We start from the raw sequence: 20684 nt of genomic DNA, 5'->3' as shown, positions 1-20684 counted from the left end.
AGCGGAAACTGGCATGTTTCTTAAAACCGCTTTTGCGGCCCCGTGAACGGGACAAAACCCGTTTCCTGAAAGCATCGGAATTGCCGTCAGGAAAAGGGTTCAGTACCGGGTTGCCCAAAAGGGCAGATCAGCGGACAGGGCTTGTCGCCCTGCCCGCCAAAAATGTTGGACTTACTTGAGTTCAACCTTGGCGCCAGCTGCTTCGAGCTGTGCCTTGATCTTGTCAGCTTCGTCCTTGGTAGCAGCTTCCTTGACTGGCTTGGGAGCAGCTTCAACGAGGTCCTTGGCTTCCTTGAGGCCGAGACCGGTGATTGCGCGGACTTCCTTGATCACGTTGATCTTGTTAGCGCCGGCATCGGTCAGAACGACGTCGAATTCAGTCTTTTCTTCAACGGCTGCAGCAGCTGCACCGCCGCCAGCGGCAGCAGCAACAGCAACAGGAGCAGCAGCAGAAACGCCCCACTTCTCTTCAAGAAGCTTGGAAAGTTCAGCAGCTTCCAGAACAGTCAGGTTGGACAGGTCGTCTACGATCTTTGCGAGATCAGTCATTTTGGTTTTCCTTTACAAGGTTCGATATATTGACAGCGAGAACGGCCTTATGCCGCTTCGTCCTTCCGGGCATAGGCGCCGAAAACGCGGGCAAGCTGGCCTGCCGGTGCGTTGACGATCTGAGCGATGCGCGTTGCTGGTGTCTGGATCATACCAACCAGCTTTGCACGCAACTCGTCGAGTGACGGCAGTGCGGCAAGAGCCTTCACGCCATCAGCGTCGAGAGTTGTTGCTCCCATCGAGCCACCGAGGATGACGAGCTTCTCGTTACCCTTGGCAAATTCGATGGCGATCTTTGGTGCCGTAATCGGATCATTCGAATAGGCAACAAGTGTCTGACCTGTGAACAGGTCAGAAATGCCTTCCGATTCCGTGCCCTGAAGAGCGATCTTGGCAAGGCGGTTCTTCGCGACTTTAACGGTGCCACCAGCATCACGCATCTTGGAGCGAAGATCGCTCAGCTGCGCAACGGTGAGACCGGTATAGTGGGCCACGACAACTGAACCGGAGTCCTTGAAGACGCCGTTCAGCCAAGTGACAAATTCGCGCTTTTCCGCTTTTTCCACTGTCTCTCTCCATTTGGCAGAAACGCACGGTGCGTCCCTGCCGGGTTGCCTTTTGTTGCAAGGCTTCAATCCGAAAACTGAAACCAAACAACACTTGAGGATCCTGTCCCCCCTGCTTCGCCGGAAATCCGGCTGCAAGCGAAAGGCAACTACGGTTCGAACCTTGTCTCGGTGGATTTTTCCACCCTAACAAAGCTGTTCCACGTCTCATGCAGGCTCATGACAATTAAGGCGAGCCACCTGCAATCTCGGACAGGATAACCGGACTTTCATCCGGTTATCCAGGCCCCGAAAGGCCTGGAATTCTTTAGAACTCAAGCCGTTAGGCCCGAGTTTTCACATCAGCTGTTACGCAGGGCGTACAGTCGACGGATCAACCTTGACGCCAACGCCCATCGTCGAAGAAATCGCGACGCGCTTGACGTATTCACCCTTGGCGCCTGCCGGCTTTGCCTTGGTGACGGCATCGGTGAATGCCTTGATGTTTTCTTCCAGCGCCTTGACATCGAACGATGCCTTGCCAACGCCGGCGTGAACGATACCGGCCTTCTCGACGCGGAACTCGACAGCGCCGCCCTTGGAAGCCTTGACCGCCGCCGTAACATCCGTCGTTACGGTGCCGACCTTCGGGTTCGGCATCATGCCGCGCGGGCCGAGAACCTTACCGAGACGGCCGACGAGCGGCATCATGTCCGGAGTGGCAATGCAGCGATCGAAATCGATCTTGCCGCCATTGACGATCTCGAACAGATCTTCCGCGCCAACAATGTCAGCACCGGCCTTCTTGGCTTCTTCAGCCTTGTCGCCGCGAGCGAAAACAGCAACGCGAACCGTACGGCCTGTGCCGTTTGGCAGATTGACAACGCCGCGAACCATCTGGTCCGCATGGCGGGGATCAACGCCGAGGTTCATCGATACTTCGATCGTCTCGTCGAACTTGGCAATGGCACGTTCCTTGACCATGGCAACAGCCGAAGTCAGATCATAGAGCTTCTCGCGGTCAACGCCTTCACGAACCTTGGCTACACGCTTTGATACTTTTGCCATCGTCTCAGCCCACCACTTCCAGGCCCATCGAACGGGCAGAACCTTCGACCATGCGCATGGCGGATTCGACATCCGCTGCGTTCAGGTCCTTCATCTTCGCCTGCGCGATTTCACGGACCTTGTCGCGCGAGATCTTGCCAGCAACCACCTTGCCTGGCTCCTTGGAACCGGACTTCAGGTTTGCAGCCTTCTTGAGGAAGTAAGACACCGGCGGCGTCTTCATCACAAAAGTGAAGGACTTGTCCTGATAGTATGTGATCACGACCGGAATGGGCGAACCCTTTTCCAGTTCCTGCGTGGCCGCATTGAAGGCCTTGCAGAATTCCATGATGTTGATGCCACGCTGACCAAGTGCCGGTCCGATGGGAGGAGACGGTGTTGCCGATCCTGCCGAAACCTGCAGCTTGAGCTGGCCTGCAATTTTCTTAGCCATAACTTCTCTGCCTTATCATTATGCCGGAAAACCGGCGGTTGCAGTTTGGTGGTACGGATTGAAGACCCGGCTAAAGGCCGCCTCACCTCCCACCATTGGCCACTGACGTGGCTGGCCGCCCGTCGGGCAGCCGATTGATCAGATCTTTTCGACCTGACCAAATTCCAGATCGACCGGCGTAGCGCGGCCGAAAATCGAAACTTCCACCTTGAGGCGCGAACGCTCTTCGTCGACTTCCTGAACGACACCGTTGAACGAAGCAAACGGACCGTCGGCAACACGAACGCTTTCGCCGATCTCGAACGAGATCGAAGCCTTCGGACGCTCGACACCTTCCTGAACCTGCATCAGGATCCGGTCGGCTTCCTTGTCGGAAATCGCAACCGGCTTGTTGTCGGAACCGAGGAAACCCGTCACTTTCGGCGTGTTCTTGATCAGATGATACGCATCATCCGTCAGATCGGCGCGAACAAGGACATAACCCGGGAAGAACTTGCGCTCAGCATCAACCTTGCGGCCGCGGCGCACTTCAACCACCTTTTCGGTCGGCACGAGGATCTTCTCGAAAAGATGCGACAGACCCTTCTGCCTCGCCTTTTCTTCGATCGACTCGGCGACCTTCTTTTCAAAGTTCGAATAGGCGTGAACGATATACCAGCGCGCGGTCATTCAAATTTCCTTGTCAGCCTGCGTTAACGACCAAGACCGAGAACGAGATCAATCCCGAAGGCCATCAACTGATCAGCTGCGAAGAAGAAAATCGCAGCAAAAAACGCCATCACCATCACCATAGCGGTGGAAATGAGCGTCTCACGGCGTGAAGGCCAGGTGACCTTTGCCGTTTCCGCGCGCACTTGCTGAAAAAAACTTATCGGGTTTGTCTTGGATGCCATTTACCGCTCGTGCGTGTCATGTTGCTGTAAACTCAATATGTTGCCATGGTAACAACACGCTTTGTTCACACCATTACGGCCCGTAAAGCTGATCGTTCAGCTCCACGCACCGCGTGTCTGTTGATGTTACATAGAACCGATTCCGGTAAAACACAAGTCCCCGGTTTCGTTTCTTTCCAAACATCTGTCAGCACACCATCCAATCGTGTGCGGGCAGACTATGAGTGGCAGGGGAGACAGGATTCGAACCTGCGACCTACGGTTTTGGAGACCGCCGCTCTACCAACTGAGCTACTCCCCTACAGTCCGGGGCGTACATTCCACAAAGCGCTGCGCTTTTCAAGCCCCTATTCCCGCCGCGCGCCGCTTTATGAGAAATTCGTCGCGTGACGCGCAGATTTGACGGTTTTCCCGTGCCGGCAGGGATGAAAGCCGCTGCCTTTTCTCAGACTTTCGGTGGGACAGGCTTCAGTTCCACACAGTTGCCGGGCTTTGGATCACGGTTGCAAATCCTGCCGGCAGTGAATGCACGAGAATCACCCTCGTCCGTCGCAAATTTGAAATCCGACAACTCGTTATACTGCAGTATGTAGATATCGCTGGCGGAAACGGCAAGCATCCGGTCGACGAGGCTGGGTTTGACGCCCATTTCCACGAAATAGGCAACGAGTTGCTTGCGATAGCCTTTACGCACCTCCGTGGTTTCATACGTCCCGGTTGGTTTCCGGCTGACAACTTTCCGATCAATGATTTTCTTCTTGCCGTTCACGATCCGGTAGCGCGTCTGATAGGTAATCATGAGATTTGTGACCGTGGTGGTGATCTGGTGTATCCCGACCCGCGCCTCATATCCGGCCAATCGCTTTAGGCCGCCCGCGGCAAAAAACGGACAGGCGGACAGGCAAATTCCGCCGCCTGGAAAAGCATAACCGGCATAAGCCCCATCGGCAAAATCGGGTTTGCAACTCTTCGGGCCCGGCGTGCACCCCAAATACATCGTCTTGCCGATGGCAACGTCCAGACCGCGCTTGCGGATGATCCGCCCCATCTCGATGGCGGCATTCACGGCACCTCCCCTCGAGTCGATCACGAGCGGCAGCCGCCGCTTGCCGGCCTGGTTCAGGATTTTCCGCAGCTTTGCAGGCGTATCGGGCTTGATCGTCCCCGTAGCCGCAATCCATTCCGGGCAATTCGGTCTGCAAACCTCAACGTCGGCGCGCACAATCGCAAACGCCATGGGACTATCAGCCACGAGAAGATTCGACTGATACGTGTCTGGCAGTGGTTGGATCGGTTCTGGTCTGGGGATATTTCCCGCCTGCGGCGAAAAAAGCGGAGCATAGGCGGGCACGCCCGCCACACAATTCCTCGTCGGGTTGCAAATGGACGCGCGATCCGGCGTCCAGGCCGGGCATGACATATCGCAGAAGGGGCCGGTGCTGGGCGCCGATTGCCCTGGAGAGCTATAGGACGGTCCGGTTAGGTCAGCATCGCGCAGGATCGGCTGCACCGTTGTTGCCGGTCCCGAGGCAAGGCCGAGCGGTGGTGGAACATATGGCTGGCTGGTCGCGCCTGGGCCGGGCAATGCGGGCCGTTCGGTATCCGCGGCAAGCAGCGCCGTTGTCAAACCTGCAAACAGAGCAAAAGCGAGGCTGAGAACAATCAATAAACGGAAAAAGCCATCGTGGCAGCGCAACCGGCAATCATCGAACGCAACTTTCGTCAACGCCATGCTCTTCCCCACAAGCCATTCCCCTGCCCATCTATAAGCGGAACGGCTTCGCTATCAATGGGGTGTCAGAAATATCAGTCCATTCTCGAAACAATCTTGGAACCGGCAGATTTGAGCTCGACGCAGTTCACGGCCTTGGGCTCCTGCTCGCAGATGCGCGTGGCCGCGAGATCGCTGACATCCCCCGTTCCCGACACGAGCTTGAACGCAACCAGCTCATCCTGCGTCAGAACCGAGATATCCTTGGCCGGAATCGACAGCATCCGGTCGACAATGGCCGGGTCGATGCCCATGCCGGTAAAATAGGCGAGCAGTTTCTGGCGATATCCCTTGCTGAGATCGGTGCGTTCATAGGAGCCGGCAGGCTTGCGCCCGACGATCTTGGTATCAAGAATCTTCTTCTTCCCGTTCACCATCCGGTAGCGCGTCTCATAGGTGATGCGTGTCTGCGTATAGACCTGCGTGATCTGGTGCACGCCGATCAGGGCCCAGGGGCCGACAAAACGCTTTTCACCCGCCGCGAAGATATAGGGACAGGCGGAGAGGCAATAGGCGCCCGCCGGATAGGGAAACCCGGCATAGGCTCCATCGGCATAACGGTCGGGCTTGCACTTCTGGTCGGGGCTGCATCCTTCAAAGCGGGTCCTGCCGATGGCAATGTCGAGGCCGCGTTTGCGGATCATGCGGCCGACCTGCATGGCCGCATCCACATTGCCGCCATTCGATTCCATGATGATCGGCAGGCGCCGTTTGCCCATGACCTTCAGAATTTTGCGCAGCTTGGCCGGCGTGTCGTCCAATATGGTGCCGGAGGCCCATATCCATTCCGGGCAGGCGGGCTCGCAGCTGGGCACCGCGCTGCGGACAATGGCAAAGCGCATAGACTGCAGGACGGGTGCCCCGGCCTGCTTCTTTCCCGCCAGAACGGGCGCGACAAGCGCCAGTTGGAGCAACAATGCCAGGAGAACACAGGCAGCCATGCCTGAAAGAACGCTGCATCCGGCCAAACGATAACCAAACATGTCAATCCCGATAACTACCAATTGCCCGCTGCCGGATCGCTGCGGTATCCTTGGAGCCGAATATGCTCTGTTGTGGCAAGGATAGACCAAGGGTTCGGAAGGGTAAACAGAAAGCACCTGCCCTTTCGCCGCAGGGGCGCATTGCCCACGGCAGCAGCGTGTTGAAGCGCAGGCTCTCGATAAGTGTACAATTGCAATAAAGTGTGAATTGACGCGTCATAGGATTGTCATGCTCACGTCATGCATTTACGTCATCACATTTTCGTGAATTCAACCTGTCCCTTCCCGCGACCGGGCCCGGCATCGACCGGCCCGTCACGGGGATTGACGAAAGAGATCAAAATGGACGCGCGCCAAACGATCAAAATCAAATCCTCGTTCTCGAAGCCATTGCAGCATATTGCCATGACGAGCATGCTGTCATTCTATTCAATCGGGGTCGTTATCTATGAATTGCTCGGCAGTGAGCCGGAAAACCTGATCGAGTACATCGCCTGTGCCGGTTCCGTGGTTTTCCCGCTTCTGACGGGCCGCCTGGTCTGGCGGCTGCTCAAGACCCGCGATGCGATCACCATCTCGCCGGAAGGACTGTGCGACAGGCGCCTGGCCGACGAGACCATTCCCTGGAAGAACATCAACGACGTGGCGTCATGGAATGACAACCGCGAACAGACAATCGTGCTGGGTATCGATCCCCATCAGGTGGATCAGCTCGGCCGGGGCATCAAATCGAGGATCGTCCGGGCATCGCTGTTCCGCATGCCGAAGGGCATCTACATCGATGGCCGGGTCCTGTCGATCGACTTCGATCGCCTGTTCGAACTCGTTGCCGCTTACCATCGCACCTACGGCAAACCGAAATCCGTCTGATTTCATCAGGCAATAGCTGCAGGCAAACAAAAAAGGCGGCCACTGGCCGCCTTTTCCGTATTCAACTTGTCTTGCGACAATTACTCGATGATCGAAGCGACGATGCCTGCACCGACGGTGCGGCCACCTTCACGGATAGCGAAGCGCAGCTTCTCTTCCATTGCGATCGGCACGATCAGCGTCACATCAACCGAGATGTTGTCGCCGGGCATGACCATTTCCGTGCCTTCCGGCAGCGTCACCACGCCCGTCACGTCGGTCGTGCGGAAGTAGAACTGCGGACGGTAGTTGGAGAAGAATGGCGTATGACGGCCACCTTCGTCCTTCGTCAGGATGTAGGCTTCTGCCTTGAACTTCGTGTGCGGCTTGACCGAACCTGGCTTGGCAAGGATCTGGCCGCGCTCGACGTCTTCACGGCCAACGCCGCGGATCAGCGCGCCGATGTTGTCGCCGGCCTGGCCCTGGTCGAGCAGCTTGCGGAACATTTCAACGCCGGTCACCGTCGTCTTCGTCGTCGGCTTGATGCCGATGATTTCAACTTCTTCACCGACCTTGACGATACCGCGTTCAACGCGGCCCGTCACAACCGTACCACGACCCGAGATCGAGAACACGTCTTCGATCGGCATCAGGAACGGCTGGTCAACCGGACGCTCCGGCGTCGGGATGTACTTGTCGACTTCCGCCATCAGCGCGCGCACCGCGTCTTCGCCGATTTCCTTGTTGGAATCTTCCAGTGCAGCCAGCGCCGAACCCTTGACGATCGGCACATCGTCGCCCGGGAAGTCGTACTTCGACAGAAGCTCGCGCACTTCCAGTTCAACCAGTTCCAGAAGCTCGGCATCGTCAACCTGGTCGACCTTGTTCAGGAAAACCACGATCGCCGGAACGCCAACCTGACGGGCCAGCAGGATGTGCTCGCGCGTCTGCGGCATCGGGCCGTCGGCTGCCGATACAACCAGGATCGCGCCGTCCATCTGCGCCGCACCGGTGATCATGTTCTTCACATAGTCGGCGTGGCCGGGGCAATCGACGTGCGCGTAGTGGCGCGCTGCCGTCTCGTACTCGACGTGTGCCGTCGAAATGGTGATGCCGCGCGCCTTTTCTTCCGGTGCCGCGTCGATCTGGTCGTACGCCTTGAACTCTCCGAAATACTTCGTAATCGCTGCCGTCAACGATGTCTTGCCATGGTCAACGTGACCAATCGTGCCGATGTTGACGTGCGGCTTGTTACGTTCAAACTTGCTCTTAGCCATAGCTGTCGTTCTCTCGTCATCACAACCGGTCTAGGGCCGGTACCATGTTTGTAGCTCAGACGAGACAGCAAGCCGTCCGTCAGCTCAGTCGCCCGCCCGGTCTGATCAACCGGATCGGATTGGTTTCGTCTTGTTCATGCTCGTTCATATGGGGACACATGAGCGGCGTGCAATGCTCAAGACAAAAATCGAAGAGCACCTCTGCGCGCTCACGCGTGCACGCGGTGCTCTTGCAAATCTGGAGCGGGTAGCGGGAATCGAACCCGCATATTCAGCTTGGAAGGCTGCTGCTCTACCACTGAGCTATACCCGCACATATTACAGTGCCGTGCGTGCGAAACGCACTGGAACCACCGTAACATTTTAAACGGCGCACAAGCCATACCAAAACCAGTTCCGGTTTTGGCTTGTGCATCAGGCGCTCGGTTCCGGCAGTGGTGGAGGAGGTTGGATTCGAACCAACGTAAGCCAAGCTAACGGATTTACAGTCCGTCCCCTTTAACCACTCGGGCACTCCTCCGGTCACTACCGATAGAACCGCGCCATCAGGCACTCTGCAAACCAGCTGCCGGATTTGTTTTCCAGCGGCGGCTTGCGGGTGGCCTTATGCCGACTAGCTTTCGTGGTGTCAACAGTCTGCGGAAGAAAATGACGGGTCCTGTGAAAATCATTGTCCCGGGCCGTTCGCCGGCACGGCCAAAGCGATCAAAGCGGGAGCATCTGCATTTTCGCCAAGAAGCATATATCGCCGGGCGGCATGAAGGGTTATAGGTTGCGGCATGAGCGAAGAAAAACCATCCCGTACACCCAAAGATTCCCACTACGCCACGCTGCGCCGCCAGTTTCGCGACAAGAAGGCCGGAGGGCCGCCGCAGGCCCAGCGCGCGACTCGGTCCGCTGTCGAAGGCACACAGGCGCCCGAAGGGCTCGTGCGCCTGTACGGCCTGCACACGGTGCGCGCCGCGCTGGACAACCCCCAGCGCCAGATCAAGCGCATGCTGGTGACAAAGAATGCCCTCGACCGGCTGGAGATCGCTGATTCGTCCGCCCTGCCCTTCGATGTCGATGTTGTCGATCCGCGTGCGATTGATCGGGAAACCGGCTCCGAAGCCGTGCATCAGGGCGTCATGATCGAAGTCAAGCCGCTGAAGACCCAGTCGCTGAAGGCTTTGAAAGACAGCCAGCTCCTGCTGATTCTCGACCAGGTCACCGATCCGCACAATGTCGGCGCGATCATGCGGTCCGCCGTTGCCTTCGGTGCCGGTGCCATCGTGACCACCGCCCGCCACAGCCCGCAGGAATCGGGCGTTTTGGCCAAGGCCGCATCGGGCGCGCTTGAACTCATTCCGCATATCGAGGTGCGCAACCTCGCCGACGCCATCCACGAACTGCATGAGCTCGGCTTTGCCACCATCGGTCTTGATTCGGAAGGCCCGCTCGAACTCGAAAAAACCATGGCGCACGACCGCATCGCGCTGGTTCTGGGCGCCGAAGGCAAGGGATTGCGGCAGAAGACCCGTGAAACGGTAACCCACCTCGCCCGTCTCGACATGCCCGGCGCGATCAAATCGCTCAATGTTTCGAATGCCGCAGCCATATCGCTGTATGCGGCGCAGCGGTTTCTGAGCACAAAAGCCGGATAATCCGCGCCGCCGAACAAAAGAATCGGCAGGCCGAATAATTTTCACCGCTGCGGTGTTCATTCCACATCAGGGTAGCCCCTCCCCAGGGGCTGCTTGTGCGATGGAGTGTACCGATGCTACGAAATGATGCGGAATCCTATGGCGTGGTGACGATCCTCTTCCATTGGATCATTGCCGCCATTTTCCTTGGACAGATTCTGCTGGGCTATATGATGGTCCGCACCGGCAATTACGCCCTGCAGTTCAGCCTTTTCCAGTGGCACAAATCCCTGGGCTTTCTCATTCTGCTGCTCTCGGGCGTGCGGCTTCTCTGGCGGATGGCAAATCCGCGGCCGCGTGCGCCCGACAGCATGAGCCGGATCGAACGCGCCGCGGCGCATGTCGCGCACGCGTTCCTCTACGTCGCCCTCTTTGTCATTCCGTTGACCGGATGGGCGCTCGCCTCCAGTTCGCCTTTGCAGATACCGACCTATGCCTTCAATCTGGTGGTGATACCGCCACTGCCTCTGACAATCTCGGATCAGGCCGAAGCATTCTGGACAGCCAGCCACGCCTGGCTCGCCTATCTCTCCGCCATTGTCGCTGCCGCGCACATTCTGGCAGCCTTGCACCATCACTTCTGGAAAAAGGACACTGTCCTCCTGCGCATGCTCGGCGCACGCCGCCCGGCCCCAGTTCGGTCGCGTGCCGATCCCCTGCGTATTGCAAACAAGGATACTCGATCATGAAAATCGCCCGGGCTTGCATCAGCGCCGTTCTCAAGGCCGTCATACCACTTCTGCTTGCCATAGCGCCTGCACTGGCAAATGCCGACACGCTGGCCGATGTGGCAGGCCGTTACAAGATCGATGCATCGTCCCGCATCGGCTTCGTCGTCGAGCAAATCGGCGGCGGGGGCATATCGGGCGACTTCAAGAAGTTCTCGGGCGTGTTTTCCCTGAACAATGGCGATATCAGCCGGTCGAGCATTGAGTTCACGCTGTTTCCCGAAAGCGTCAACACCGGCCAGTCGCGGATCGAAAGTTTCCTGCGTTCCGACGCGGTGTTCGACGCGCAGAACTTTCCGACCGTTACCTTCAAGTCAACGCATATCACCCAGACCAGCCCCAACACCGCGACAATCGACGGAATATTGACCGCCCGCGGCAAGAGCAGCCCGGCCAGTTTCCAGGCCAGCCTTGCCACCCATGACCGCAACGCCATCGTCTTTCATGTCGAAGGCAAGGTGATGCGCTCCAGATACGGCATGGATGTCGGCACGCCGATCTATTCGAATGTCGTGCAGTTCAACATGATCATCCACGGCCAGCGCGGATGAATGCGCGATTGCTGCCTCAATCCTTGTCGCCGGCCTTGTCGCCGGCGAGCACTTTCGCCGCGACCGATGAAGCTCCGGCCTCATCGCTCTTCTTCGGGGCATAACCGAGAATCTGCCGGACACCTCTGGACGAGAAGGGTTGCGCCAGCTGGCCGAGAAAGCTCTTGGCCACCTTGCCGCTGATGCCGATATCGACTGGCGATGGCCGCGGCGGATTGAAATAGGTCCCCAGAATCTGGTCCCACAGCACCAGATTCTCACCGTAATTGGTGTTGCCTTCCGACAATTCCTTGGAATGGTGCCAGCGATGCAACCGTGGCGTGCTGAGAATCCAGTCGAGCGGCCCGGTGCGCACGTCAACATTGCAATGGGTCAAAAGCCCGGTAAACGCGGTCACGGCGCTGATCCACAGGAACACCGGCAGCGGTGCGCCGAGCAGATAGAGCGGTATCTGGCTGAGCGCGATCTTGAACAGCGAATCGATCACATGGAAGCGGCCCGTGTTGACCACCCACAATCGCTCGACACTGTGATGCAAGGCGTGAAACCGCCAGAGCGCCAGTTTTTCATGGGCCAGCCGGTGCGCGATATACAGCCCGAATTCGGCGATGATCAGTCCGAGGACGACCTGGATCGCCAAGGGCCACGCGCTCGGCCAGATATGGGCCGACGTGCTGAGCACCGGCTGGGCGACGATGGCCACAAGCATGGGAAACGATGCGCCAATGGCCGCGGCGATCTGCACGGCGCCCTTTGTCAGCAACGTATGGGCGATGTCATTGAAGGTTTCGCCGTCGCGTTTCAGCCAGGTTTCCTCGTACGGCATGATCCGTTCGAAGACGGCAATGAGCGCCACAACCGAAAAATACACCACATTGAACCACAGAAGCGGCGCTTGCGTCTGAAACGCCGCATAGGTTCCGGCGAGACCGACGCAATAAAACAAGGGCCACAATGAATAGGAGAGTGCTGCGTAGAGCCATGAATTCCTGGGGATCAGCATAGGATTATCCCCCCGGCATGAATCATTGCTATCAACCTGTATTCGATGTTTGTCGCAGTCATAATGGGTTCACGTGGTTTTTCATCGGCTCAATTTCTGGCGCCCGCAGGATGCGGCTTCATCTGAAAAGCAGGTTGCGAGGCATCGGTCAATTCTGATCAGCAGATCAAACCGGGTTGCTGCCGCAATCGGGTTGTCACCACATTAGATTGCAAGAACATTGCATAAAACCCCATTTGTCCGATTGCCAACCGGAACTTTCGTTCCGTGGCGGCGTTGCCTTGGCGCTGCCCTCCAGCACAAGGGCCTGACCGGGATACCTGCTCTCCATGCTGGTTGCCCGGTCGGGCCTACCCTATCTGGGTCGCCGGATGCCTCAGCTCAAGGCCTTGGCAAGAAAAGGCAGGCTGACATCCATGCGATAATCGACAGCCGAATGATTGTCGTCGAACTCGTCATAACGGTGAACGACGCCAAGCCGGTCAAGCGTGCGGTGCACCCGGCGCGACCCGTAGAGAATGTTGTACTGGTCCTTGGTCCCGCAATCGAAATAAACTGCTTTCAGTTTCGCCAGATTGTGCCCATGCGTTTCCGCCAGCCGCGCCGGATCCCAGGCCAGCCAGTTCGCCCACCGCTCCTCGATCAGTTCGCAGGTTTCCAGATCGACAGGCAGCCGCAGCCCCAGGAAGGCCTGCGGATCCGGATCGAATGTTGCCGCCTGGGCCAAAATCATGATGACCAGCGTGTCGCTGTCGCTCTTTTTCGGTTTCGCCTCGAAAGCCTTCATCCATGCTTCAATCGAGAGATCATGTTCGGCGAGCGCCCGCAGCACGCCGGGAAATTCAGGCAGATAAAGCTGTTCAAACCCCGCATCGCCGGAATGGCTTGCCGCCGCAGACCAGATATCGGACCGCCGCATGGCATGCACATGCGTGCCATAGCCGCCTGAACTCTTGCCGAAAACCCCGCGCTTGCCGTCACCGCCGCAGCGGAAGCGCCCTTCGACCGCCGGCAGCATCTCGTCGATGAGAAAATCCTCCCAATTGCCCATTGCCGCGCTGTTGATGTACTGGTTGCCGCCGAGCCGGGTAAAGCAGTCCGGGAAGGCCACGACGACCGGAGGCATGGCGCCCGAACCGATCAGCCGGTCAAGCCGTTCCGGAACGTTCTCGCCAAAACCCTTCCAGTTGGTGTGCGCGGGACCGCCGGCGGTGAACCCCACGAGATCGACAAGCAGCGGCAGACCGGTGCCATCATGCCCGGCGGGCACATAAACATCGACCACGCGAGCGGTCGGATCGCCCAGCAGATTGTTGCGAAGGGAAACTCCGTCGATGATCAGTCGATGCACGGTTCCGGCGGGATGATGGGTGGCACGCATGGGGAAAACCTCTGGAATGGTGACCGGCGACCTCCATTGCACGGAACGGATTCGCCGGGCCAAACGTGATCCCGCTGCGGCACGAAGGCAAGTCTCTTTCTCGCCGGGATACATCGGGGCACCGCCTCGCCCCCGCGCCGATCCTGTTCGCGCGGCGGCAAGCAGCGTTTAAGAAACAATAAATTGTCACATCAAATTTGATCGAATGTGATCGGCCCCCGAGGCCATTTGGTAAGATTCCGTTAGGAATTGAGGACTAGTTGGTTGGGCAAGACAAAGGACTTGCCCATGCGCCGCATCATGATGATACCCTTGTTGTTGCTGGCAGGCTGCGCCTCGGCGCCCACCCAGACCAGCAATGTTTGCGCCGTATTCGATCAAAAGGACGGCTTCTTCAACAACTGGTATTCCTACGCCAAGGGCGCGGAAGCGCAATATGGCGTGCCGGTTCCCATTCTCATGGCCACGATCAACACCGAATCCGGCTTTCAGGCCCGGGCAAGGCCGCCACGCACCAAATTGCTCGGCTTCATTCCCTGGACGCGTCCCTCCAGCGCCTACGGCTATTCGCAGGCGCTCGACGGCACCTGGGCGGAATTCCAGCGCAGCACCGGACGTTATGGCAGCGGCCGCACCAGTTTTGCCGACGCGGTGTATTTCGTCGGCTGGTATCACGCGCAAAGCAACAAGAAGAACGGCATCCCGCTTAACGACGCCTACAATCTCTACGCCGCCTATTACGCTGGTCCCAAGGAATATGCGCGCGGAACATGGCGCAACAGGCCGGGTGTCGACCGGGCAGCGCGGCGCACGGCCGCCATGGCAAGCCGGTACGCCGCGCAGATGCAGAGTTGTGGACTGTAGAATACGGGTTGTTGGCCAAGAAAAACGGGCGCCCGAGGCGCCCGTTTCATTTTGACCGGTACAGGTGGACGAAACGACCGCCTGCCCCTTGCTGTCTTACGGCTTCATCGCCGAGTAAGCACCGTTGTGCCAGATATTGATGTCATATTTGGCGTCCTTGATATCGCCCTTCTCATCGAAAACCACCGGGCCAATGACGGTATTGACCGGCTTTCCATCCTTGAGCGCCGCGGCAACCTTGACCGGATCATCGCTGCCGGCACGATCGATGCCCTGTGCGAAAGCTTCAACAACCGCGTAGGAGAACAGCGTGAAACCATCGGGTGTGAAGCCGCTGGCCTTGATCTTCTCAACAGCAGCTTTCGCCTCCGGCCGGGCCTGCGGGTTGGCCGGGAATGTGAACATCACACCCTCGCCTGCAGGGCCTGCCACCGCCCAGAATTCCGGCGAGGCAATCGCATCGCCCATCATCAGCTGGAACTTGAAGTTCTGGTCGGCCGCCTGACGCAGGATAAGGCCCGCTTCGGGATGATAGCCGCCGAAATAGACGAAATCAGCCTTTGCTTCCTTCAGCTTGGTGATGAGCGCCGAATAATCCTTGTCGCCGGCGTTGATGCCGTCATACAGCACTTCCTTCAGCCCGCTCTCGTTCATCTTGGCTTTCACCGCGTCGGCGAGGCCCTTACCATAGGCGCCCTTGTCATGCAGGATCACGACGCGCTTGCCCTTGTAGGTCTTGGCGATCCATGGACCGACAAATTCACCCTGGCCATCGTCGCGCGTATAGAGGCGCATGATCGTCGACCAGCCCTTTTTCGCTGCGGCATCGGTCAGGTCGGGGTTGGACGACGCCGGTGTCATCATCAGCACGCCAGCCTCGGCATAAACCGCCGACGCGGGAATGCTGGAACCCGAGCATGCATGACCATCGACGAACTTGATCCCTTCGCCGACAATACGATTGGCAATCGAAACGGCCTGCTTCGGATCGCAGACGTCATCTTCGAACACCAGTTTGATCTGCCGTCCCTTGATGCCGCCCTTTTCGTTGATCGCGGCGGCTGCGGCCTGTGCGCCCTGCTTGAACTGGTCACCGATATTGGCAAGCTGGCCGGTCATCGGGCCTGCGACCGCGATCTTCAGATCATCGGCCAAGGCGACTGGAGCGCCCAAAGCAACGCTCAGTAACGCAGCCTGCATTATTCTCTTCAAAGACATGGTTTTTCCCCTCATTTTTCTTCAATGGTCCGCAAGGACGAGCGAACCGTACTATAAGTAAAAATGAAATGCCACGTCCCGCCAATGCTCATTTCGTATGAAAAATCTGGCCCGGTTTATCGGAACAATACAGCGGCTTTCCGGGCGTATGCCGACTGCGGATTTCACGCGTTTTTCCGCAAATCCCCATGATCAGCAAGTACTTCCGCAGGAACGTGCTTTGCGTTCTCTTCTTCCCGCGGTCGTGGAGCCTGTCTACACGTTCCGCGCTTTCCAGATACGGACTTTGTCCGTCATGCCGTCGTGGTCGCCGAGCGGGCGCTCGGGCGGATTGTCCCACCAGTCCGAACGCAATGCCTTCCGCTCGGGATGGCGCGGATAATAGATCAGATTCTCCGGCTTCGGTGTTTCACCAACCACGAGAAGACGGACTTCCTCCTCGGTATTGTTGAGAAAACTATGGGCAATTCCGGTGCCCGCCGGAAAACCAACCGCATCGCCCGCCTTCAACCGGCAGAGTTCGCCGTCCAGCCAGACATCGGGCGTGCCCTCGATGACGTAGACGAACTCCTCTTCCGCGCTCTCGGCATGCGGGAAAGATGTCCGCCGCCCCGGCAGGAGGCGCTGGTGATGAATGCCGATCCTGCCGAGCCCGAAATGCCGGCCGAAAGCCGCGTTGATGGCGAGCAATTCGTCATCACCCTTGTAGTGGTTTTCATCAGTCCCTTCGATCTCGGACCAATGCGCAACACAGGACGGCCGGTCTTTCGTTGTCATGTCAAACTCCCGATGGAACAAACGGCGCAAACGGTCGTGTGTTCACGAATCCAAGCGGAATGGTATGGGACCGGTGATCCGGTTTCAAGCCGTCCGGCGATGGGAGGACGCGCATGCACCTCGCCGGGAAACCACAGTCCGGAACCTTACGAATCGTTAAGAAAAAAACCGTTGCCGCCGTGCCGCGTTTCGCGCCAATGTGGAAACATTAGAATGATTATAAAGTGGAGTGCCTCCCATGGCGGTCAATGGATATTCACCGGTGCAGAAGACCCTGCACTGGTCGCTGTTCGTTCTGGTTCTGCTCATTTATGCGCTGACCTATGGCAACGATCTCTTTCCGAGAGGTGATCCCAACAGGGCCCTGGCGTGGTGGCTGCATATCTCATTCGGCTTGCTGCTCGCCGCACTCGTGTTCTGGCGGGTGACTTTGCGTGTCGCGCGCGGCGCCCCGGACCTTCCGCCTTCGATGACCGGCCTCGAGCGTCCGTTGGCAAAGGTCGGGCATCTTTTGCTCTACGCCTTGCTGATCGCCATTCCCGTCCTTGGCATATTGCTCACCTGGTTCAGAGGCGACGCCTTGAGCTTCTTCGGCCTCTTCACCATTCCCGCGCCATTTGTCCCCAACAGGGAAACTGCGCGATCGATCAGGGAACTGCACAGCCTTTGCGCCAACGGAATACTCATCCTGGCCGGCATTCATGCCCTGGCCGCACTTTGGCATCACTTCATCCGCCGGGATGAGGTGATGCAGAGAATGCTGCCGTGATCCGCCAGGGCGGATCACCCGAACCTTGCTATTTCAGGGATCATAAAATACCTGTTCGATATCAGAACGACGGGGTTTGACATGTCACTTTGGCCATTGTTCCTGAATAATCAGGGCCGCATCATTCATAAATGGAAACACTATTTCCCCAGCTATGAACGGCACTTTTCCAGATACATCAATCGCCCCGTAATATTTCTTGAAATCGGTTGTGGCGAAGGCGGGTCACTGCAAATGTGGAAGCAGTATCTGGGCCCTCTTGCGACGATTGTCGGCATCGATGTCAGGGCCGAATGTGCAAACTTCGAGGAAGACCAGATCCACATCAGGATCGGGGATCAGTCGGACACCGGTTTCCTGGCTTCCGTTCTGGCGGAGTTTGGCGCACCTGACGTGGTGCTCGATGACGGAAGCCATGTCATGGAGCACCTGTCGGCAACGTTTCAATTCCTCTATCCGCGCATGGCGAGGGACGGCGTCTATTTCGTCGAGGATCTGCACACCGCCTATTGGGAAGAATATTCCGGCGGATACAAGCGGCCCGGATCGTTCATTGAGCATTGCAAGGACATGATCGACGAATTGAACGCCGAACATACACGCGGAGCGATTCAGGAAAGCGACTTTTCAAGGGGGACGCTTTCGATGCATTTTTATGATAGCTGCGCGGTCTTTGAGAAGGGTCGAACCGGAGAAAAATTTGCTCCGCAGATCGGCACACCGATCTAGTTCAACCGGAATCAACGGTGTTTGCCGGCACCCCGACCCTGAAAGATAAAAAGCCCTCGCGTCTGGAGACACACGAGGGCCCTAGTTTATTCCAGCATGCGCTTTTCCAGCACTTTGCTTCATCGTCAGATCAATGCACCACATTCTCGACAGTGGACCGGAGCATGATCCCCTATTCTTCCGTTCTTGAGACGATCATGTCTGTCCACTCCAGGACCGACAAAAGCAAATCCGGCGTGACGCGCCAGTGACGAAAAGCTGCGGCAAGTGCTGTGTCTCGATCCGCTAGGCCCGTGCAACAACGATATGCGCCTGGATTTTTCCGGAAACCGGACCATCGCCATACTGCTTCGCAATCGCTTCAGCGGCACGGTCGGTAACGGTCTGCAGCGCCTTCGGGTCGCGGGCTTCGATTTCGTTGCGCAATGGCGTGCCTTGGCAGTAGGCAATCGCCGCGCTGCGCGCACTTGGCGCATCGCTTCGGTGTTGGAGCGTCATGATCTCGATGGCCGTGAAGCCGGCCGTGCGCAATTCTGCTTCGATTAGCCCGACATCGTGATAACCGTGCGGCGTTCGGGCAAGGAACCGGGGCGGATCGCTTGGGAAAACGGCGGATGCAGCATCCGTGACGATGCGGGCGAAATCGTTTTCCTCGATGCGATCCCACACGTTGAAGACAAAGCGGCCGCCAGGTTTGAGGACGCGAAGCGCCTCCCGATAACCGGAGACCCTGTCGGGGAAGAACATCGCGCCAAACTGACAGACAACCGCATCGAAACTGTCCTGCTCGAAGGGCAGGCAAAGCGCGTCCGCCTGTCGCCAGGTGATGCGCCCGTCCGCTCCCTGCCGGATGGCCGCTCTGTCGAGCATCGGCTGGTTGAGATCGCTAACGATATAACTGGCTCTCGCGCCGAGAAGCGGAGCCAGCGCACGCGTGACGACGCCGGTTCCCGCCGCCGTTTCCAGAACCTGGGCAGGCGCCGCGCCTGCGACCCGCCGGGCCAGGTCAGTGGCATAGGCCTGAAAGATGAGAGGCACCAGACAGGTGTCGTACATCTCCGGGATGGATCCCGCGAACAGCTTGTCCATGGCAGGCATAGGTGATGATCCTGTCGCGCCTCAGGCTTCGATGGCCAACAATTAGAACTATACATCGGCCGGGCTTCCGATGCCATCAGCAACCATGCGTCCCCCACCCCGTCAAGGAACGAATTCCTGTTCTGCCCGTTGCTGTGTGCCGTTGCAGCGGCCATTTTGGGAGGATATCGTCGTGGCGAAGAAAACTAGGGATCCGGAAAAGGATCCAGCGGTGGCAACATCGAAACCGAAGCTTTTGAGCGCTCTGGGGCCCGGTCTTATTACGGGTGCGGCGGATGACGATCCCAGCGGTATCGCCACCTATTCCCAGGCCGGCGCGCAATTCGGATTTGCGATAACATGGACCATGCTGTTCAGCTATCCGCTGATGGCCGCCATTCAGGAAATCAGCGCCCGGATAGGACGCACGACGGGCCATGGCATCGCGACAAATCTGCGGACATATTATCCTCCCTGGATTTTGCCGGCGATCGTCGCCCTGCTCTTCATCGCCAATACGATCAACATCGGTGCCGATCTCGGGGCGATGGGCGATGCGGTCGCATTGCTCATCGGCGGCAGGGTCGCACTTTATGTGGTCCTGTTTGCGATTTTTAGCGCCTGCCTGCAGATATTCCTGCAGTACGCCCGCTATGTCTCCGTGTTGAAATGGCTGACATTCTCGCTGTTCGCCTATTTCGGGACGGTTATGGTCGTGAAAATCCCCTACCCAGAGCTGGCGCGCGGGCTTTTTATTCCCACCTTTTCGGCAGACACGGCGTTCTGGACGACGGTCGTGGCCATTCTGGGCACAACCATCAGCCCCTATCTTTTCTTCTGGCAGGCCTCGCAGGAGGTGGAAGACGAAAAGGAGAGCGCGTCCCGCCAGCCTCTCGTTGATGCACCGGAACAGTCCAAGGCTGCCATCCATCGCATTCGCTGGGATACCTATGTCGGCATGGGCTTCTCGAGCCTGGTCGCCCTGGCCATCATGGTGACGACTGCAGCAACGCTGCATGTGGCGGGAAAAACCGACATACAGACATCGGCTGAGGCAGCAGAGGCACTCAAACCGATTGCCGGCCAGTTTGCCTTCACGATCTTTGCGCTGGGCATCATAGGAACCGGTCTGCTTGCCATTCCTGTGCTGGCGGGATCGGCTGCCTATGCCCTCGGTGAAGCCCGCAAATGGCCGATCGGCCTCGCGCGCAAGCCGAAGGAAGCAAAGGCGTTTTACGCAACCATTGCAGCGGCGACACTCATTGGCATTCTCGTTGATTTTTCGCCCATCGACCCCATCAAGGCATTGTTCTGGAGTGCTGTCATCAATGGCATCGTATCCGTCCCGGTCATGGTGATGATGATGTTGATGACGGCCAGAACCGACATCATGAAGAAGAACACCGTAAAGGGTCCGCTTTGCTGGATCGGCTGGCTCGCCACGGCCGTTATGGCTGCTGCCGTGATCGGCATGATCGTGACGTCACTCCTGTAAGCACGGATCGACGACAGCTTTCCCGGCTAAACAGTCATTGCT

Annotated in this window: 22 protein-coding genes and 3 tRNA genes; 8 read left to right on the top strand and 17 right to left on the bottom strand. The window is 57.9% G+C overall.

The features are described from left to right. Nucleotides 1-171 precede the first annotated feature (171 nt). The 9 genes from rplL to ACZ25R_RS11855 all read right to left on the bottom strand — a co-directional run bounded on the left by rplL (nucleotide 172) and on the right by ACZ25R_RS11855 (nucleotide 6242). Nucleotides 172-549: a 50S ribosomal protein L7/L12 gene (gene rplL, locus ACZ25R_RS11895; protein ID WP_105732676.1), complete on the bottom strand. Its 378-nt coding sequence runs from the start codon at nucleotides 547-549 to the stop codon at nucleotides 172-174. Between the two features lie 47 nt (nucleotides 550-596). Further along, nucleotides 597-1115, bottom strand: coding sequence for a 50S ribosomal protein L10 (gene rplJ / locus ACZ25R_RS11890; RefSeq protein WP_105732675.1), 519 nt, complete (start codon nucleotides 1113-1115; stop codon nucleotides 597-599). 348 nt (nucleotides 1116-1463) lie between these two features. Further along, a complete protein-coding gene (rplA, locus tag ACZ25R_RS11885; RefSeq protein ID WP_182552812.1) occupies nucleotides 1464-2162 on the bottom strand; it encodes a 50S ribosomal protein L1 in 699 nt (232 codons plus the stop codon). A gap of 4 nt (nucleotides 2163-2166) precedes the next feature. Continuing rightward, nucleotides 2167-2595, bottom strand: coding sequence for a 50S ribosomal protein L11 (rplK, locus tag ACZ25R_RS11880; RefSeq protein ID WP_105732673.1), 429 nt, complete (start codon nucleotides 2593-2595; stop codon nucleotides 2167-2169). Nucleotides 2596-2733: 138 nt separating this feature from the next. Then, nucleotides 2734-3264, bottom strand: coding sequence for a transcription termination/antitermination protein NusG (gene nusG, locus ACZ25R_RS11875; RefSeq protein ID WP_223613252.1), 531 nt, complete (start codon nucleotides 3262-3264; stop codon nucleotides 2734-2736). A gap of 23 nt (nucleotides 3265-3287) precedes the next feature. Next, complete coding sequence (secE, locus tag ACZ25R_RS11870) at nucleotides 3288-3488, bottom strand: preprotein translocase subunit SecE (RefSeq protein ID WP_091886799.1); 201 nt, start codon at nucleotides 3486-3488, stop codon at nucleotides 3288-3290. Between the two features lie 225 nt (nucleotides 3489-3713). Beyond that, a tRNA-Trp gene (locus ACZ25R_RS11865) sits at nucleotides 3714-3789 on the bottom strand. A 144-nt stretch (nucleotides 3790-3933) separates the two neighbouring features. Further along, nucleotides 3934-5220: a hypothetical protein gene (locus tag ACZ25R_RS11860; protein ID WP_472461096.1), complete on the bottom strand. Its 1287-nt coding sequence runs from the start codon at nucleotides 5218-5220 to the stop codon at nucleotides 3934-3936. A gap of 74 nt (nucleotides 5221-5294) precedes the next feature. Next, the gene (locus ACZ25R_RS11855; protein ID WP_472461095.1) at nucleotides 5295-6242 is read right to left on the bottom strand and encodes a COG3904 family protein; all 948 of its coding nucleotides are present in this window, start codon (nucleotides 6240-6242) and stop codon (nucleotides 5295-5297) included. Nucleotides 6243-6584: 342 nt separating this feature from the next. Here ACZ25R_RS11855 and ACZ25R_RS11850 point away from each other — a divergent pair, with 342 nt between their 5' ends. After that, complete coding sequence (locus ACZ25R_RS11850; RefSeq protein ID WP_346306323.1) at nucleotides 6585-7112, top strand: STM3941 family protein; 528 nt, start codon at nucleotides 6585-6587, stop codon at nucleotides 7110-7112. A gap of 80 nt (nucleotides 7113-7192) precedes the next feature. Here the strand turns inward: ACZ25R_RS11850 and tuf are convergent, their stop codons facing one another. The 3 genes from tuf to ACZ25R_RS11835 all read right to left on the bottom strand — a co-directional run bounded on the left by tuf (nucleotide 7193) and on the right by ACZ25R_RS11835 (nucleotide 8888). Further along, nucleotides 7193-8368: an elongation factor Tu gene (tuf, locus tag ACZ25R_RS11845; protein ID WP_105732669.1), complete on the bottom strand. Its 1176-nt coding sequence runs from the start codon at nucleotides 8366-8368 to the stop codon at nucleotides 7193-7195. A 239-nt stretch (nucleotides 8369-8607) separates the two neighbouring features. Continuing rightward, a tRNA-Gly gene (locus ACZ25R_RS11840) sits at nucleotides 8608-8681 on the bottom strand. A gap of 122 nt (nucleotides 8682-8803) precedes the next feature. Next, nucleotides 8804-8888, bottom strand: a tRNA-Tyr gene (locus tag ACZ25R_RS11835). A gap of 259 nt (nucleotides 8889-9147) precedes the next feature. On the opposite strand from ACZ25R_RS11835, the gene rlmB reads away from it, so the two are divergent. From rlmB to ACZ25R_RS11820, 3 genes are all read left to right on the top strand, one after another. After that, nucleotides 9148-10011, top strand: a complete 864-nt coding sequence (gene rlmB, locus ACZ25R_RS11830) for a 23S rRNA (guanosine(2251)-2'-O)-methyltransferase RlmB (protein ID WP_472461094.1) — start codon at nucleotides 9148-9150, stop codon at nucleotides 10009-10011. A gap of 113 nt (nucleotides 10012-10124) precedes the next feature. Next, nucleotides 10125-10739, top strand: a complete 615-nt coding sequence (locus ACZ25R_RS11825) for a cytochrome b (RefSeq protein WP_472461093.1) — start codon at nucleotides 10125-10127, stop codon at nucleotides 10737-10739. Next, nucleotides 10736-11329: a YceI family protein gene (locus ACZ25R_RS11820; RefSeq protein WP_472461092.1), complete on the top strand. Its 594-nt coding sequence runs from the start codon at nucleotides 10736-10738 to the stop codon at nucleotides 11327-11329. The genes ACZ25R_RS11825 and ACZ25R_RS11820 overlap by 4 nt, the downstream gene beginning before the upstream one ends. A 16-nt stretch (nucleotides 11330-11345) precedes the next feature. On the opposite strand, the gene olsE is transcribed toward ACZ25R_RS11820, so the two are convergent. After that, nucleotides 11346-12332: an ornithine lipid hydroxylase OlsE gene (gene olsE / locus ACZ25R_RS11815; RefSeq protein ID WP_472461091.1), complete on the bottom strand. Its 987-nt coding sequence runs from the start codon at nucleotides 12330-12332 to the stop codon at nucleotides 11346-11348. A gap of 376 nt (nucleotides 12333-12708) precedes the next feature. Next, nucleotides 12709-13713 carry an alpha/beta hydrolase gene (locus ACZ25R_RS11810; RefSeq protein WP_288191608.1) on the bottom strand — a complete coding sequence of 335 codons (1005 nt, stop codon included), beginning with the start codon at nucleotides 13711-13713 and terminating at the stop codon, nucleotides 12709-12711. 288 nt (nucleotides 13714-14001) lie between these two features. Between ACZ25R_RS11810 and ACZ25R_RS11805 the strand changes: the two genes are divergently transcribed. Then, entirely contained in the window at nucleotides 14002-14577 is a 576-nt protein-coding gene (locus ACZ25R_RS11805) for a transglycosylase SLT domain-containing protein (RefSeq protein WP_223613242.1), read from the top strand. A gap of 96 nt (nucleotides 14578-14673) precedes the next feature. Here the strand turns inward: ACZ25R_RS11805 and ACZ25R_RS11800 are convergent, their stop codons facing one another. Both ACZ25R_RS11800 and ACZ25R_RS11795 read right to left on the bottom strand, forming a co-directional pair. Further along, a complete protein-coding gene (locus ACZ25R_RS11800; RefSeq protein WP_472461090.1) occupies nucleotides 14674-15777 on the bottom strand; it encodes an ABC transporter substrate-binding protein in 1104 nt (367 codons plus the stop codon). A 273-nt stretch (nucleotides 15778-16050) separates the two neighbouring features. Beyond that, entirely contained in the window at nucleotides 16051-16572 is a 522-nt protein-coding gene (locus ACZ25R_RS11795; protein ID WP_472461089.1) for a cupin domain-containing protein, read from the bottom strand. A gap of 238 nt (nucleotides 16573-16810) precedes the next feature. Between ACZ25R_RS11795 and ACZ25R_RS11790 the strand changes: the two genes are divergently transcribed. Beyond that, nucleotides 16811-17341 carry a cytochrome b gene (locus ACZ25R_RS11790; protein ID WP_472461088.1) on the top strand — a complete coding sequence of 177 codons (531 nt, stop codon included), beginning with the start codon at nucleotides 16811-16813 and terminating at the stop codon, nucleotides 17339-17341. Between the two features lie 234 nt (nucleotides 17342-17575). Beyond that, nucleotides 17576-18070 carry a class I SAM-dependent methyltransferase gene (locus ACZ25R_RS11785; protein ID WP_472461087.1) on the top strand — a complete coding sequence of 165 codons (495 nt, stop codon included), beginning with the start codon at nucleotides 17576-17578 and terminating at the stop codon, nucleotides 18068-18070. 285 nt (nucleotides 18071-18355) lie between these two features. Here ACZ25R_RS11785 and ACZ25R_RS11780 read toward each other — a convergent pair whose 3' ends face one another. Continuing rightward, nucleotides 18356-19168, bottom strand: coding sequence for a class I SAM-dependent methyltransferase (locus tag ACZ25R_RS11780; RefSeq protein WP_472461086.1), 813 nt, complete (start codon nucleotides 19166-19168; stop codon nucleotides 18356-18358). Between the two features lie 166 nt (nucleotides 19169-19334). On the opposite strand from ACZ25R_RS11780, the gene ACZ25R_RS11775 reads away from it, so the two are divergent. Then, nucleotides 19335-20642 (top strand): Nramp family divalent metal transporter, encoded by a 1308-nt coding sequence (locus ACZ25R_RS11775; protein ID WP_472462483.1) that lies wholly within the window; start codon nucleotides 19335-19337, stop codon nucleotides 20640-20642. The last annotated feature ends 42 nt before the right edge of the window (nucleotides 20643-20684 follow it).

This window comes from Phyllobacterium sp. RCAM01083 (assembly GCF_055685835.1).
Note: the sequence above shows the minus strand (reverse complement) of the source record. Positions and strands in the feature narration are given on the sequence as shown.

Coding starts and splice junctions, on each gene's coding strand:
- rplL (WP_105732676.1), bottom strand. CDS start 549: ATGACTGATCTCGCAAAGATCGTAGACGACCTGTCCAACCTGACTGTT.
- rplA (WP_182552812.1), bottom strand. CDS start 2,162: ATGGCAAAAGTATCAAAGCGTGTAGCCAAGGTTCGTGAAGGCGTTGAC.
- rplK (WP_105732673.1), bottom strand. CDS start 2,595: ATGGCTAAGAAAATTGCAGGCCAGCTCAAGCTGCAGGTTTCGGCAGGA.
- nusG (WP_223613252.1), bottom strand. CDS start 3,264: ATGACCGCGCGCTGGTATATCGTTCACGCCTATTCGAACTTTGAAAAG.
- secE (WP_091886799.1), bottom strand. CDS start 3,488: ATGGCATCCAAGACAAACCCGATAAGTTTTTTTCAGCAAGTGCGCGCG.
- ACZ25R_RS11860 (WP_472461096.1), bottom strand. CDS start 5,220: ATGGCGTTGACGAAAGTTGCGTTCGATGATTGCCGGTTGCGCTGCCAC.
- ACZ25R_RS11855 (WP_472461095.1), bottom strand. CDS start 6,242: ATGTTTGGTTATCGTTTGGCCGGATGCAGCGTTCTTTCAGGCATGGCT.
- ACZ25R_RS11850 (WP_346306323.1), top strand. CDS start 6,585: ATGGACGCGCGCCAAACGATCAAAATCAAATCCTCGTTCTCGAAGCCA.
- tuf (WP_105732669.1), bottom strand. CDS start 8,368: ATGGCTAAGAGCAAGTTTGAACGTAACAAGCCGCACGTCAACATCGGC.
- rlmB (WP_472461094.1), top strand. CDS start 9,148: ATGAGCGAAGAAAAACCATCCCGTACACCCAAAGATTCCCACTACGCC.
- ACZ25R_RS11825 (WP_472461093.1), top strand. CDS start 10,125: ATGCTACGAAATGATGCGGAATCCTATGGCGTGGTGACGATCCTCTTC.
- ACZ25R_RS11820 (WP_472461092.1), top strand. CDS start 10,736: ATGAAAATCGCCCGGGCTTGCATCAGCGCCGTTCTCAAGGCCGTCATA.
- olsE (WP_472461091.1), bottom strand. CDS start 12,332: ATGCTGATCCCCAGGAATTCATGGCTCTACGCAGCACTCTCCTATTCA.
- ACZ25R_RS11810 (WP_288191608.1), bottom strand. CDS start 13,713: ATGCGTGCCACCCATCATCCCGCCGGAACCGTGCATCGACTGATCATC.
- ACZ25R_RS11805 (WP_223613242.1), top strand. CDS start 14,002: ATGCGCCGCATCATGATGATACCCTTGTTGTTGCTGGCAGGCTGCGCC.
- ACZ25R_RS11800 (WP_472461090.1), bottom strand. CDS start 15,777: ATGCAGGCTGCGTTACTGAGCGTTGCTTTGGGCGCTCCAGTCGCCTTG.
- ACZ25R_RS11795 (WP_472461089.1), bottom strand. CDS start 16,572: ATGACAACGAAAGACCGGCCGTCCTGTGTTGCGCATTGGTCCGAGATC.
- ACZ25R_RS11790 (WP_472461088.1), top strand. CDS start 16,811: ATGGCGGTCAATGGATATTCACCGGTGCAGAAGACCCTGCACTGGTCG.
- ACZ25R_RS11785 (WP_472461087.1), top strand. CDS start 17,576: ATGTGGAAGCAGTATCTGGGCCCTCTTGCGACGATTGTCGGCATCGAT.
- ACZ25R_RS11780 (WP_472461086.1), bottom strand. CDS start 19,168: ATGCCTGCCATGGACAAGCTGTTCGCGGGATCCATCCCGGAGATGTAC.